Origin of the sequence: Dokdonia sinensis (assembly GCF_003688895.1) — a bacterium.
GTDB classification, from domain to species: Bacteria; Bacteroidota; Bacteroidia; order Flavobacteriales; family Flavobacteriaceae; genus Dokdonia; species Dokdonia sinensis.
In genome coordinates, this window is the sequence record NZ_REFV01000017.1 from 65,837 (window position 1) to 81,519 (window position 15,683).

11 protein-coding genes are annotated in these 15,683 nt (G+C 41.2%); 7 read left to right on the forward strand and 4 right to left on the reverse strand.

Annotation, left to right across the window (positions count from 1 at the left end):
• Window positions 1-174: 174 nt before the first annotated feature.
• Genes EAX61_RS14535 through EAX61_RS14550 form a run of 4 tightly spaced genes read left to right on the forward strand, consistent with a single transcriptional unit; the run spans window position 175 to window position 3,709 of the window.
• On the forward strand, window positions 175-915 hold the full coding sequence (locus EAX61_RS14535; RefSeq protein ID WP_121918451.1) for a metal ABC transporter ATP-binding protein: 741 nt from the start codon (window positions 175-177) through the stop codon (window positions 913-915).
• Entirely contained in the window at window positions 915-2,027 is a 1,113-nt protein-coding gene (locus EAX61_RS14540) for a metal ABC transporter permease (RefSeq protein WP_121918439.1), read from the forward strand. The genes EAX61_RS14535 and EAX61_RS14540 overlap by 1 nt, the downstream gene beginning before the upstream one ends.
• Entirely contained in the window at window positions 2,027-3,184 is a 1,158-nt protein-coding gene (locus EAX61_RS14545; RefSeq protein ID WP_121918440.1) for a metal ABC transporter permease, read from the forward strand. The genes EAX61_RS14540 and EAX61_RS14545 overlap by 1 nt, the downstream gene beginning before the upstream one ends.
• A gap of 57 nt (window positions 3,185-3,241) precedes the next feature.
• Complete coding sequence (locus tag EAX61_RS14550; RefSeq protein ID WP_121918441.1) at window positions 3,242-3,709, forward strand: hypothetical protein; 468 nt, start codon at window positions 3,242-3,244, stop codon at window positions 3,707-3,709.
• A gap of 257 nt (window positions 3,710-3,966) precedes the next feature.
• Here the strand turns inward: EAX61_RS14550 and EAX61_RS16770 are convergent, their stop codons facing one another.
• The 4 genes from EAX61_RS16770 to EAX61_RS14565 form a co-directional block, all read right to left on the reverse strand.
• The gene (locus EAX61_RS16770; protein ID WP_236642061.1) at window positions 3,967-4,110 is read right to left on the reverse strand and encodes a FeoB-associated Cys-rich membrane protein; all 144 of its coding nucleotides are present in this window, start codon (window positions 4,108-4,110) and stop codon (window positions 3,967-3,969) included.
• A gap of 27 nt (window positions 4,111-4,137) precedes the next feature.
• Window positions 4,138-6,297: a ferrous iron transport protein B gene (gene feoB, locus EAX61_RS14555; RefSeq protein WP_121918442.1), complete on the reverse strand. Its 2,160-nt coding sequence runs from the start codon at window positions 6,295-6,297 to the stop codon at window positions 4,138-4,140.
• Window positions 6,298-6,528, reverse strand: a complete 231-nt coding sequence (locus EAX61_RS14560) for a FeoA family protein (protein WP_121918443.1) — start codon at window positions 6,526-6,528, stop codon at window positions 6,298-6,300.
• Window positions 6,529-6,630: 102 nt separating this feature from the next.
• Window positions 6,631-7,338: an SCO family protein gene (locus EAX61_RS14565; RefSeq protein ID WP_121918444.1), complete on the reverse strand. Its 708-nt coding sequence runs from the start codon at window positions 7,336-7,338 to the stop codon at window positions 6,631-6,633.
• A 178-nt stretch (window positions 7,339-7,516) separates the two neighbouring features.
• Between EAX61_RS14565 and rseP the strand changes: the two genes are divergently transcribed.
• The 3 genes from rseP to EAX61_RS14580 form a co-directional block, all read left to right on the forward strand.
• Window positions 7,517-8,827 (forward strand): RIP metalloprotease RseP, encoded by a 1,311-nt coding sequence (gene rseP / locus EAX61_RS14570; protein WP_121918445.1) that lies wholly within the window; start codon window positions 7,517-7,519, stop codon window positions 8,825-8,827.
• 226 nt (window positions 8,828-9,053) lie between these two features.
• Entirely contained in the window at window positions 9,054-9,617 is a 564-nt protein-coding gene (locus tag EAX61_RS14575; protein WP_121918452.1) for a nitroreductase family protein, read from the forward strand.
• A 286-nt stretch (window positions 9,618-9,903) separates the two neighbouring features.
• Window positions 9,904-15,683: Ig-like domain-containing protein (locus EAX61_RS14580; protein ID WP_121918446.1), on the forward strand; the 5,780-nt coding region annotated here is incomplete at its 3' end.

The following is a 15,683-nucleotide window of genomic DNA, read 5'->3' on the forward strand; positions in this document are numbered from 1 at the left end:
ACCAAGCTAAAAGCGGGATGGGTCAAGGGCAATGCCGAAGGCGAGCCCGTAACCCGTAACAGTAATAAAAGCTAGATAGATTTAAACTGCCTAGAATAATAAACAGATTACCATAAAAAGTAAGCTCTGGTAAAAAACGAGATTTCTGCCTTCGCGGAAATTAAATGAATGATAATGAGCAAAGAAAAAATAGCAATCCGTGTAGATGACCTAACTGTCGCTTACAACTACAAGCCCGTGCTTTGGGATATAGACCTTGAAGTGCCAGAAGGTGTTTTAATGGCCATTGTAGGACCAAATGGCGCAGGAAAATCTACGCTTATAAAATCTATCTTGGGCATTATAGATCCCATTGCGGGAAGTGTAGCCATCTACGGAAAACCTTATGAAAAGCAACGTAAACTTGTAGCTTACGTTCCTCAAAAGGGAAGCGTAGATTGGGATTTTCCTACAACTGCCTTAGATGTCGTTATGATGGGTACCTACGGAATGTTAGGTTGGATAAAAAGACCAGGAACTAAAGAGAAGAAAGCGTCCCTAGAGGCTTTAGAAAAAGTAGGAATGCTTCCGTTTAAGAATAGACAAATAAGCCAACTTAGTGGAGGGCAACAGCAACGTGTTTTTCTCGCTAGGGCCTTAGTTCAAGACGCTTCTATTTATTTTATGGATGAACCTTTTCAGGGTGTGGATGCCACTACCGAAATTGCAATCATTAATATTTTGAAAGAATTGCGTAAGGCTGGTAAAACAGTAGTCGTAGTGCATCACGATTTACAAACCGTACCAGAATATTTTGACTGGGTGACGTTCTTAAACGTAAAGAAAATTGCTACGGGACCAGTCAGGGATATCTTTAATGATGATAACCTGACAAAGACTTACGGAATCAACTATAAAGTAGCGGTAAATAAATAATGGAACTTTCTGACTATTTCTCGCAAGTGTTCTCTGACTATACGCTCAGAACGATTACTCTTGGAACGGCTATTTTAGGAGCTATCTGTGGGATGTTGGGAAGTTTTGCTGTTTTGCGAAAGCAAAGCCTACTCGGCGACGCTATTTCACATGCAGCCCTTCCAGGAATTGCTATTGCTTTTCTCATTACAGGAACAAAGGACACTAATGTCCTACTGTTAGGAGCTCTCGTGAGCGGACTCATAGGTACATTTTGGATACGCGGGATGATCACAAAAACACATTTAAAAAGTGACACAGCATTAGGGCTTGTATTATCATTGTTTTTTGGTTTTGGGATGTTACTACTGACGTATATTCAGAAACAACCAAATGCAAACCAGGCAGGGCTGGATAAGTATCTTTTTGGTCAGGCGGCAACGCTCGTAGAGAGTGATGTCTGGTTAATGGCAATTGTAACATCCGTTTGCTTAGTCGTATTGCTATTATTCTGGAAAGAATTTAAAATCTTACTCTTTGATGCAGACTATACGAAAACGCTTGGGTTCAATACTCGGTTTATTGATGTGCTAATTACCTTTTTTATCGTCCTTGCAATTGTACTAGGATTACAGACTGTGGGAGTGGTACTGATGAGTGCCATGTTGCTAGCGCCAGCCGCCGCCGCGAGGCAATGGACAAATAAGCTTAGCGTTATGATCGTGCTTGCAGCAATCTTTGGTGCGTTTTCTGGGGTGTTTGGGACAGCGATTAGTGCCAGTCAGAATAACCTTTCTACAGGGCCAGTTATTGTTCTTGTAGCGGGAGTATTTGTTCTTTTTTCATTTGTCTTTTCACCTGGCCGTGGAATTCTATTTAAACAATTGCGAGTCTATCAAAATAGGCGTGATTTAAAGTTGCAAAAAACCTTGCAGTTTATGTTTGACATCGCCCGGACTCACGAAGATATTTCACATCCCCACGCCATACGAATTCTCAATAATTTCCAAGGGTATACTAAAGCGACATTGCAAGAACTTATCGAGAAAGATTGGGTGAGCGTTTCAGGACAAAACTGGTCGATGACCGAAAAGGGATATGATGCAGCCCAAAATTTATACAACAAGAATTAATGGACGCACAGCTAGAAATACAGTTAATTGCCACCGTAGTTGCCATAGCCTGCGCTATTCCTGGAGTTTTCCTCGTGCTACGAAAAATGGCGTTGATAAGCGATGCCATTAGTCATTCCATATTGCCGGGTATTGTGATAGGATTTTTTATTACTGAGGATTTAAATTCTCCGCTTCTCATATTATTGGCAGCGGTCACAGGAGTAATCACGGTAGTTTTGGTAGAAGCTATTCAAAAAACGGGATTAGTAAAAGAGGATACGGCAATAGGATTAGTTTTTCCCGCATTGTTCAGCATAGGAGTGATTCTTATTGCAAAAAATGCAAACGATGTCCATCTCGATGTAGATGCTGTATTGCTGGGCGAACTTGCATTTGCTCCTTTTGATAGACTTATTATTTCAGGTATAGATGTTGGGCCTAAGTCACTTTGGGTTATGGGTGGAATTTTGTTAGCAACAGTTGGGATGCTTTTTGCTTTTTTTAAGGAATTAAAAGTGAGCACCTTTGACGCGGGACTTTCGGCGGCGTTGGGGTTTTCGCCTGTGGTGTTGCATTACGGACTGATGACGGTTTCCTCGGTGACGGTAGTGGGTGCTTTTGAGGCGGTAGGAGCGGTTCTCGTTGTGGCACTTATGATTGCACCAGCGGCAACTGCATATTTGCTAACCTCAGACCTCAAGAAAATGTTGGTTTTATCTGTAATATTTGGAGTCACATCGGCTATAGCTGGGTATTGGATGGCTCATTTTCTGGATGCTAGTATATCTGGGTCGATGACAACGGTACTGGGACTCGTATTTCTTACAGTATACCTTTTTGCTCCCAGTAAAGGGCTTATTGCAGTAATGTACAGGCAGAAACAACAGCGAACAGAAGTGTCTTTACTCACGTTTTTACTGCATCTCAATAATCACGATGAGGAAAGTGAGCGTCGCGTTCAGCATTTAAATGAACATATTAATTGGCAAAAGGTACGTTCCAAAACCGTCTTGGATCTTGCTCAAAAAAACAACCTAATTGCTATCGAAAATGATTTAGTGACCCTAACCTCAAAGGGTAAGGAGTTTACAGACCTCGCGCTAGAATACATTATTACAAACAAGGACGAAAAAATTGAACATATGAAGGATGATTTCTTCTTATTTCGAGGTTAATGAGCACCTGCATTGCAACGTGGCATTTTAATTGAAGTCTTTAAAGAAAATCAACATATGAAAGTTATATATACTCTTGCATTTATACTTTGTTTTTCCGCTTTCGCGAAAGCGCAACAAACCCCTCAAAAAATTGAGAAAGTAATACCTCCCACGATCGCTGTAAAAGTAATGTATGGTGATGCTGTCAACATAGATGGTGTAGTTATTACCTTTCTCGAGGTGCTGGAAGACTCAAGATGTCCTAAAGGAACTACTTGTATATGGGCTGGGCAGGCAAAAGTAAAGGTGCTTGTAAAAGAAAAAGGACAAAAAGCCTATACGAGGATTGTAACAAAAAGCCCAGGAGCGCAAGGACCAATTTCCATTTGTGAACGTGCTGGATATACGATTAGCATTGCGTCTGTATTACCAGTCCCAGAAGGACCCAAGGGAGCACCAGATAAAGAAAGCTATTATCTTAACCTAGTTAAACAACTAAAAGAGGAGGTTAAAGATGCGGTAAAGGAAAGGGGAAGTTATTGAGTTCTTAAGTATTTATGATATGTTGTCATTTCGACGATAGGAGAAATCGCATAATCCAGCTCAGGAATATAACTCAGGATAGTTGCTCACTCAAACCCGCTCACCGTGATGTGATTTCTCGGCGCTGCGCTTTGTCGAAATGACAGTTCATTGACCCTCAGGAATAATCAGTCGTCGCAGACGCTGGCGACTTACTCCCAGGAAGTGAAGCGACCGTCCTCCCGACTATTCCCGTCCTCCAGACTCACCACTCAGAACTAGTGACACCCACAATTTCTATCACCACAACCTCCGCTCGCTTTTTTCTTTAGGAATGGGGGCATCCACACAAACTTTGAAAAGAGATATCCCACAGCAAGTGCGAAGATGATGAAGACAATAATATTTTGCGCGATTTCCATATCCTGTTGGTCGTTGTAAACTCGTTTCTATTTCAAAATTTGATATGCAATTAATGCTACCACATACGCAAATCCGCTCATAACTCCTAGTTGAAGCATAGGCCATTTCCAGCTATTGGTCTCACGTTTTACAATGGCGAGCGTACTCATGCATTGCATTGCAAAAGCATAGAACAATAAGAGCGAAATCCCACTCGCAAAGTTAAACTGTGGCGTTCCCAGCACAGGGTTTACCTCGCCTGCCATTCGGTTTTTTATGGTTTCTTCTTCTGCGTCACCTACGGAATAGATGGTTGCAAGCGTGCCTACAAATACTTCTCGGGCCGCAAAGGAGGTGATGAGCGCAATCCCTATCTTCCAATCATAGCCTAATGGCCGTACTGCGGGCTCAATAAATTTACCCATATAACCTATAAAACTGTGTTCGAGTTTGTAGGATGCCACGCGTTCTTCTAGAGTCATCGGGATATTTGCTACATCGGCTCCGCCTGGTATAGTTTTCGCGAAAGCGGAATCATTTGCAATCCTCGCTTGCTCCACATTATATTGTTCTGTAACAATAGCCTCTGCATTACTAAATTTCTCATTGGGTCCAAAAGATGCAAGTACCCAAAGCACTATGCTAATCGCCAAAATAATTTTCCCAGCATCTACCACAAAAGAGCGAGTCTTTTCGATCACATTAATTGCGACGTTCTTAAAAAGTGGAAGTTTATAATTGGGCATTTCGATCACAAAAAAGCTCTTGCTCTTGATCTTTAAAATCTTATTAAGAATCCACGCCGAGCCTATTGCCGTTCCAAAACCGATGAGGTATAACAGCATTAATGTAAGTCCTTGCAAGTTAAAAAACAGGAACTTCTCGTCCGGAATAACGAGCGAAATAATGATGAGATAAACCGGCAATCGAGCAGAGCAAGTCGTAAATGGAGTCACGAGAATAGTAATTAATCGTTCTTTCCAGCTCTCTATGTTACGGGTCGCCATAATTGCGGGAATGGCGCAAGCAGTACCAGAAACAAGCGGAACAACACTTTTGCCACTCAGCCCAAAACGGCGCATCACACGATCCATAAGAAAAACCACACGACTCATATAACCACTTTCTTCTAAAACGGATATAAAGAGAAATAAAAAGGCAATCTGTGGGATAAAAATTACGATACCGCCTAGACCTGCGATGATACCTTCGGCGAGAAGGTTTGTGAGGGCACCTTCAGGTAAGGTGTTTTTGACCCATTGGCTCAAACTTGCAAAGGATTCATCTATAAAATCCATTGGGTAGCTGGACCAGTCATAAATGACTTGGAAAATGAGCATTAGGATGGCAAAAAATATTACATAGCCCCAGACCTTGTGCGTGAGTACGCGGTCTAAGCGAGTGCGTAAATCTTTAGCATTTGCAACATCTATGGTTTGTGTGTCACGTAAGACTTCATTTATGAATTTGTAGCGTATGATGGTTTCCTTTTGCTGGAGGCGTTTTAGGTTACTTTCAGATTCGGTTTTAAAGGTGGCTAGCGTGTCCATCTGTTTACGTTCCACTTTTCCGAAATTTACATCTTGTGTAATCACAAGCCAGAGCTTGTACAAATCCTGATTAGGAAACGCCTTGCGCAGTCTGTCAAAATATTCTGGAGCAATCACAGAGGCATTTACGCAAGGTGCCGTAGGAAGGTGCTTGTACTCGGTAATTAATTTTTTAAGGGTGTCAATTCCTTGATTTTTACGACTACTGATGAGTGCTATGCGAGTTTCTAGACGTTGCTCCATCGCCTCAATATCCAGCGAGATAGCCTTGCGCTTCATACGGTCTGCCATATTAATAGCGAGAATCGTAGGAATGCCTAGGTCTTTTATTTGGGTAAATAGGAGCAAGTTGCGCTTTAGGTTTTCAACGTCTGAAACGACAACCGCTACATCTGGAAAATCTTTGTCATTTTTATTAAGCAATAACTCGATGACAACATTTTCATCTAGGGAAGATGCATTAAGGCTATAGGTTCCTGGAAGGTCGAGGATGTGTGCTTTAACGCCACGTTCCAGTTTACAGATTCCTTCTTTCTTTTCAACCGTAATACCCGGATAGTTCCCTACTTGCTGGTTCAACCCTGTAAGCTGATTAAAAACCGAGGTTTTACCCGTATTTGGGTTTCCTATAAGCGCTACATTGAGTTGTTTTGCCATTTATGTAGGAGTTTCTACGATGATGTGAAGTGCAGTTTCTTTGCGTATGGCAAGATGGCTTCCATTTACATTTATATACATAGGGTCTGCAAATGGCGCTAGTTGTAGTAAATGCACTTCATTACCAGGAAGACAACCCATCTCGAGTAATTTAAGCGGGACCTCGTCTGTAGCTACATCTAGAATGATGGCTTTTTCTCCTTTCTTTAAATGTGCTACAGTCTTTTTCAATATTATTTAGATTGATTTTAGATAAGACAAAAGTAAGGGTTTTGTAGGAAAGCAAAAAGAGGTTTTTACGCTTTCGCGAAAGCGCAAACATATAATTGAAATTCAATCAAAGATTTTCTCATACCAAGCCTTTTCTGGCTCATATTCGGCTTTAAGAATATCGATTTCTTCGAGGAGTCTTTCTATTTCTTTGTCGTCTGTCCCGTCGTAGTACCCTCTTATGTATCCCTTTTTATCGATGAGCATAAAATTTTCTGTATGAACCATATCGAGATCATCTTCAGTCCCAGGGATATCCTGTACGGCGAGGTAGTGTTTTCGCGCAAGCGTAAAAATTTGCTCTTGAGTTCCAGTCACGAGGTTCCATTTACTATCATCTACTCCTTTTTCTAACGCATACTTCTTGAGGACTTCTGGGGTGTCTTGCATTGGTATAACGGAGTGGGATAATAATTTTACAATGGTATCGTTTTTTAGTTCTCTTTGAATATCGACCATATTGCTGGTCATAATGGGGCAAATGGTCTGGCAAGTGGTAAAGAAAAAATCTGCTACGTAAATTTTGTCCTTATAGTATTCTTGAGTAACGGTGTCTTTATTCTGATTTATTAGGGCAAAATCTCCAATACGCTGTTTTTGCTTACTGAATTGTAAGGTGCTGTCTACTAGTTTCTTATCTATATTGCGAGCTTCAAAATAAGTAAGTCTAGGCTCAACTTTGAGTTGGCTATATATTAAGGTCATAATAATGACAGATAGGACAGCCATTGTTATAATGAGGACTTTATAGCGACTTAAGATTTCTCGCATCGAGCAATTTTTTTTGCAAAATTACGACCCAAAGGGCAGATGCTCAAGGTGTGATGTAGAAATGTTTTATTGAGTATGCTCTGGCGATAGGCTAAAGACGTATTTCTGAAAACCGTAATAACTTTAATAACCCGTCTCAAAAGGTTACTTTTGTGCGTTTTAAAATTTGACTTAAATAATGGATGTACTTATACAGACCGCACAACTCATACTAGCGCTTTCTATTCTAGTGATTTTACACGAGTTTGGTCATTTTATACCTGCACGACTCTTCAAAATAAAGGTTGAAAAATTCTTTTTGTTTTTTGACGTTAAGTTTGCGCTCTTCAAAAAGAAAATAGGCGATACGGTTTACGGAGTGGGCTGGTTACCACTAGGCGGTTATGTAAAAATCGCCGGGATGATAGACGAGAGTATGGACAAGGAACAGATGGCAAAACCGCCTGAGCCTTGGGAGTTTCGCTCTAAGCCAGCGTGGCAACGTCTTATTGTGATGATAGGTGGAGTGACGGTAAACGTACTTCTTGCTTGGTTTTTATACAGCGCGATGCTTGTCTATTATGGGGATACTTATATTCCTGCAAATAATCTCGAGAACGGTATCGCAGTTTCTAAAGGTGGTGAAGCAATGGGCTTCCAGAACGGAGACCAGCTACTCGCGGTAGACGGGAAAGAAGTGTCTAAGTTTGACAAATACCTTCCTATGGAAGTGCTTCTAGCCGATACTGCAACGGTGGAGCGTAATGGGGAAGAGGTAACTTTTACTGTTCAAGATTCAGGAAAGAAAATCGTCCTTGAAGATCAAGAGCCATTTATTATGGCGCAAGTGGGAACAGTCTTGGATAGGGTAGAACCCAATAGTCTCGCTGAGAAAGGCGGACTGCAAGCTGGAGATAAGATCCTTACGGTTAATGGAGAAGAAATGGGGAATTGGCTTGAAGTACTCGAGCAAATAGGAGATTCTAAGGGAAGTGAAATGGTTGTGGTTTATGAGCGCAACGGTGATACAAATACCCAGTCCTTTACCGTTCCTGAAGATAAACCACTAGGAGTGTATGGTCAGGAAATTAGAGTGACAGATGAATATGGTGTTCTCGAATCTATCCCCGCAGGATGGAATCAAACCGTGGGAGTGCTTAAAGGACAAATACGACAGTTCAAACTTATTTTTAACAAAGAAGTGCAGGGTTACAAGCAAGTAAAAGGTCCTATCGGGATTGTATCTATGATGGATCCTACGTGGAACTGGTTTAAGTTTTGGGGATTTGTAGCGATGTTTTCAGTTTGGCTGGCATTTGTAAATATTTTACCTATTCCAGCTTTAGATGGTGGTCACGTGATGTTTTTGTTATACGAAATGATTTCCGGAAGAAAGCCAAGCGAGAAAACCTTAGAACGCGGTCAGATTGTAGGTTTTGTCATAGTGATGGGACTTATGGTCGTTATTTTTGGGAATGACATTTGGAATTTGATAAAAGGAAATTTTTAAACGCACGCTTTCGCGAAAGCGTAAACCAAATAGTTTCAACTTGGCGATAAATAATAAAATGTAATTGCATAGTTAGATAATATAGATTTTTATTATAAGACTCAGAAAACCCGCTCAATTCGATATAGAATTAAGCGGGTTTCTTGTTTATTCTATACCTAAGTTTGTAACGTATGTAAAAAGTGCGGTAAAAGGGCTTAAATTTGGTATTGTAAAAATTATGGATATGAAAATTTTAGAAAGCATAAAAAACAGAAGAAGTCATTTTCCTGCAGAGTTTATAGATAAGCATATCGAAAAGGAAAAATTAAGACTACTTCTCGAAGCTTCTCAATACGCCCCTTCGCATAAAAAGACCTATCCCTGGCGCTTTAAGGTTGTGCAAGGAGCATCCCAAAAAGACTTAGGAGAATTTCTTGCAAAAACATATGAAAGCATCACTCCAGCCGAAAAATTCTCTGATTTTAAGCGTAATAAGTTGCTGAATAATCCTCAAAAAGCGGGTGCTATTATAGCAATCTGTATGCAACGCGACCCAAAGGAGCGTATTCCCGAGTGGGAAGAAATTGCCTCCACAGCAATGGCGGTTCAAAATATGTGGTTGTGTCTAAGTGACTTAGGTCTTGGGGGTTATTGGAGCTCACCTAGTTTAATAGCTCACGCGGGCACTTTTTTAAAATTACCAGAGGGGCAAAAGTGCTTAGGTTTTTTCTATGTTGGTTATATTGATGATACAGAGACAACTGTGCGCAAGCAATCATCTTTAGAGCACAATGTTGAGTGGATATAATGGTTCAGATCCTTCATATATAACCAATGTAGAGACTTCAGAATGTTGCATCTTGGGAAAACCGAGATTTAAATAATAGCGTATATAAGTTGTACGAAACTATGTTATGAACAGAAATTGTTGATAAATTGAGCATTTTGTCGATTAAACTGATCCATTCAACGATTTTAATTATTATATGTCTGTAAGTACTTTAACTTAGCGTTCACATTTGTAATTTTGTCATTAAGACATTGAAGTAAAGTATTTTAAAAGTTTAAGATTCCCCAACTAGGACCCTACCTATATGAAACATATTACTCTCCCTCAGAGGTTTACATTTTTGATGTTTACCTTTTTCGTCATACTATCTTCAAATACATTAGCTCAGACGACAGCTATCAACGGTGCTGTTGTCGTTGCAGAGCCCACAACGCCTTTATCTTATAGTGCACCAGATGCGCCAGGTAGCGGAACGAACGAGACCTACGAATTCGGTCAGGGTGTAAACTTGAGACTCGTGAGCATTACTGCTGACGCAGGTGACGGTAATGGAACACAAAATTTTGTGCTTGACAATAATTTTACTCAGACCGATTATGTCCTAAACAGGGTTGATAATAATGCTGTAGCCGTGACGGGAGCCGTTGTTGCAGACCGTTGTAGTGTGTTTATGGCAGAAGTAGGTGGGGACGATTATCAATATCAAGCAGATTTTCCAGGTTCGGGTGCTGGTGACTGTGATATGTTTGATTTATTGAGAGAACCTATAATTAATCGTGGAGCAAATGATGTTTTTAAGAATGATACAGAAACCACTAACAACATTGAGCGTATTGATGTATTGTATGATCCTTTTGATATACCCAACCTAGCAAGTCTGACACGCATCGGTTTCTTAGCAACCGAAAAAAATGGGAATAGTCCTTATCAAGTTGCAGCGGTTACAGCTGTTGATGGTGCTGGAGTTCCTACAGCTTATGGAAATCTTATTACGATAAATAACTTTGGAAACATCCCTGACTTAGATCTTGGTACAGCAGGAAATCAAACAAATGTTTCGTGGGCATTCCTTGCAGATCAACAAGCCAATGCAAACACACAATATGATGGAACACCAGTTAGAACCGGAGGTAATGCTTCTGAAGCTGTGGGTGTTTCATTTATATCATTACAAGCCTTAGGTTTAAATAATGGAGACACCGTTTTCGGAATTTCCTTTTTTGACACTAATGTTACCGCGGCCGATGATCTAACTGACCCATCGAGTTTTCCGTTAAACGCCACTAGTAGTACAGCCGATATACACGGAGCACTTGGTGCTATTGTGACATCTCTTGCGATTGTAGATGGTCACGTTTATGAAGATACTAATGGTAACGGAACGCAAGATGCTGGTGAGCCAGACCTCGCAAACGTAGATGTTTTCGTAACTGATGCTAATGGAAATACGGAAACCGTACAAACAGATGTCAATGGTGATTATTCTGCCTTTGTTGTAGCTGGTGCTACCATAATTAATATAGATAATACTGATCCAGATCTTACTTTTGGATTTCAAACAGAGGGCGATGACCCTACCACGGTAACAGCGGTGGAAGGAGCTGTTACTAATGCTGGAAATGACGGTTATGCACCAGATGCAGATGGTGACGGAGTGGTTGATGCAAATGATATTTGCCCAGGATCTAATGATGGCGCAGATGCCGATAACGACGGTGTACCTAATGGTTGTGATGACGATGATGATAACGATGGAATTCCAGATACTGTAGAATGTAATGATCTTCCAGAAGAAGCTGTTGCGATAAATTTAAGCTCAGCTAACGTAACTTTTGATGGAAGTTCAACAGCTCCTGGGAACGTTGGAGATTTCGCAACATATTCTAATGCGGCTGTATATCAAAATCAAGCTGTAGATTTAAGATTAACTGTTGCCGAAAATTCTTCTCCCGGAGATTTAACTGTTGACGTAGCTGGATTACAATTTAGTGCAGATGACTACTTTCCTATAATTTTAGGAGGAGCTAATACGAATGGCTTCGTTCGTTTTGCGATTGACTTTTTTATTGCAGGTACCTCTACACCAGTAAATGTTCCAGTAAAGTTAACGTTTATAGATATAGATAATACTGATGTTAATGAAGGGATTGAGTTTCTAAGATCCAGTGTAGCTTCCTACATAGTATCGCAAACACCTGTTTCTAATATCCGTTTTACAGAATCGACAACTCCATTTGCGTTTGCAGATAATGGTGACTATGTAAGATTTGATAATAACACCGCAGCTTCGGGTACGGCAGCTCAAGAAAATTGGGTTACTGTAGATTTGCTGGAAGCAACTAATATTAGTTTCGTAGCAAAGAAAAGGGCTGGTAATACCGGATATTCTTTCGGGAATGCACAGTTTAGTGATCCTGCAGACCCAGTAGCTGTGAACGGTGTTCCTTGTGACTTTGATGGGGACGGTCTTTCTAATTATTTAGATAATGACAGTGATAACGATGGTTGTCCAGATGCCTTAGAGGGTGATGGAAGCATCACTTTTGGACAAATTGACGGTGATGGTGAGATTACCGGTGGTGTAAATAACACTAATGGTATTCCAAATAATGCGGGAGCCGGGCAAGGATTAGGAGCTTCTCAAGATGCTACCAATAATGATGCATGTTTAGTTCTTCAGGATGACGAAGATGACACACTCGTAGATACTCCAGTCGATATTGATATTCTTGCAAATGACACACTTGTAGGTGTTTATGGAACTGATCACGAAACGACTGCGGTTACAGATCCGGCTAATGGAACGGTAACCATAGACGCAGATGGTTCGGTTATCTACACCCCAGATGCCGGATATATAGGAACCGATACGTTTGATTATACAGTTACTATTACGGGACCTGATGGAGATACGAGTACAGAAACAGCCACGGTTGTAGTAACTATTGCAGATGCTATCAATGCTGTGGATGATTCTGAGACTACGGATGAGGATACACCTGTTGATATTGATCTATTTGCAAATGATGACCTTGGATTTGAACCAACAACGATAACAAATATTACCGACCCAGCAAATGGAACGGTGACAATAGGTGTAAACGGTGTAGTCACTTATACTCCAGATCCTAATTTTAATGGGACGGACACTTTCGTTTATACAATTACAGATGATAATGGAAATACTTCCTCTGCTACGGTAACTGTAGTTGTTGTTCCAGACGATATCGACACAGATGGAGATGGTGTTGAAGATGAGGTTGATATAGACGACGACAATGACGGTATTTTAGATACCGTAGAGTCTGGAGGAATAGATCCTAGCGCAGATGCAGATAGTGACGGTGTTCCTAATTATCAAGATGCAGACTTCTGTACCCTTAATGCAGATGGAGTTTGTGCAAATTTAGATCCAGACAATGACGGCGTCCCTAATCATTTAGATTTAGATTCAGATGGAGACGGAATTCCAGACAATAACGAAGCACAATCTACATTAGGCTATACGGTAGCCTTAGATTCAAATGGTGATGGTATTCCTGATGTTACTGCATCTGGACTGCCAGTAACTTATGTAAATGCTCAGGGAGAAGAACTAGGCCTTTTTCCCGTAAATACAGACATCACAGATCAACCAGATTATTTAGATCTAGATTCAGATAATCAAGGTGCAAGTGACACTATAGAAGCAGGGCTTACACTTGCAGGTACAGATACGGATGGCGATGGTCTTGATGATGCCATCGATACAACAGATACTCCAGAAGGAGACGGAACGCCTGACTATGGGGATCCTAACGGAGAGCTTGGTGGTGCAGATTTTATAACGTCTAACCTTCCAGATACAGATGGTCCTGGAGGTAATGGTGATCTTAATGACGGAGGTAATGTCGATTTTAGAGATAGAACTACAAATGCAGATGCAGACGGGGACGGAGTAAATAATAATGAAGATCGTGATGATGATAACGACGGTATTGATGACGTAACCGAAGGTTACGGTTTCTTTACCGGAGGAGGCACTCCTGCAACAGGATGTACTGGAATTTCCTATTCATTTATAAATAGAACATATCAAGCGGGTTCAGGAACTGGAGCAGGAACAATTGGAGGTGGAGCTGTAGGTGAGGGTACCATAGGTTCTATCTGGCGTTTTGATAATGTAGGTGTAGATTCAAATGGAAGTCCGATAGATGCAATAGTAACACTAACTTCTATCAGTCCGGGCGCTAGAGTCTTTAATATAGATGAGACTACAGCACAGACAGAGGCATTCCAACCTCGTATTCGTTATAATGCAAACACGACTGGAGATAGAACGGCAGTATTCAACTTTAGACTGGTTCAAGATGGAACTAATACAGACGCAGATGTTGAACGTATAGGAGGTTTTATACAAGACATCGATAGTGGTTCTAACGGTGGTCCAGAAACAAGCTCTATACGAGAATTCTATAGAGTAAATAATATTTCTGGATACAGTATTGGAAATCCGACAAGTGTAATTGCTTCTCAGTTGCCTGGTGGCTTAGTGCAATTCATCGCAGATGGAAGTGGAAGCGCACCTGATGAGCCTATTGATTTAAGAAACCCGTGGAGAGTATTTTTCCAAAAGACAGAAACAAACACCTTCAACTTTACGATAGGAGCAAATAAAAGAACAAACGTTCAAGTAGACCGTTTTTACTCTTTACGTTTTGATGAGTGTAGAATTGATTTATATGATGACCCGTCGCACGTATTTATAGATGCTCCAGACACTGATGGTGATGGAACACCAGATTATTTGGATAATGATTCAGATGGGGATGGATGTTTTGACACTATAGAAGCTGGTTTTGTTGACGCTTTCGCGAAAGCTGACGAAGATGGATTCCTAGGAGATGCTATGCCAGGAACTCCAGGATTTACGGTAGATCCAAACGGGTTGGTGACTTCTGGTACAGGATACACGGAACCTACAGATACTAATGGTGACGGCGTTTATGATTTTCTTGATGACACTGAAAATAGCGCTTGTTTTACATTAATTGATGATGCTGAAACTACAGACGAGGATACTCCTATTAATATAGATGTTCTTGATAATGATAATGTGCCAGGAACATATAATGGAACTCCAGGTCACGTGGTTTCAGAGGTTACCGATCCTGCCAATGGAACAGTAACGATTGAAGCTGATGGTACAGTTACCTATACTCCTGATCCGAATTACACAGGAACAGATACATTTGATTACACAGTAGTTATTACAAATGCAAATGGCACAACAGATACTGAGACTGCCACAGTTATAGTGACCATAATTCCAGGTCCTGATGCTGAGGATGACACTGCGACTACGGATGAAGACACTCCTGTAGACATTTCCGTATTAGACAATGACGATTTAGGTACAGAGCCAACAACGATCACGGATGTAACTGATCCAGCGAATGGAACAGTAACCATCAACGGTGACGGCACGGTGACCTATACTCCAGATGCAGATTTTAGTGGTACCGATACTTTCGAGTACACGATCACGGATGACAACGGTAATACGAGCACGGCCACGGTAGATGTAACGATCACTGCTACACCTGATGCTGAGGATGACATTGCGACTACGGATGAAGACACTCCAGTGGACATTTCCGTATTGGACAATGACGATCTTGGTACAGAGCCGACTACGATCACGGATGTAACTGACCCAGCGAATGGAACAGTAACCATCAACGGTGACGGCACGGTGACCTATACTCCAGATCCAGACTTCAGTGGTACCGATACCTTTGAGTACACGATCACGGATGACAACGGTAATACGAGCACGGCCACGGTAGATGTAACGATCACTGCTACACCTGATGCTGAGGATGATACGGCGACTACGGATGAAGACACTCCTGTAGACATTTCCGTATTAGACAATGACGATCTGGGTACGGAGCCAACAACGATCACGGATGTCACTGATCCAGCGAATGGAACAGTAACCATCAACGGTGACGGCACGGTGACCTACACTCCAGACCCAGACTTCAGCGGTACCGATACCTTTGAATACACCATCACGGATGACAACGGGAATACGAGCAC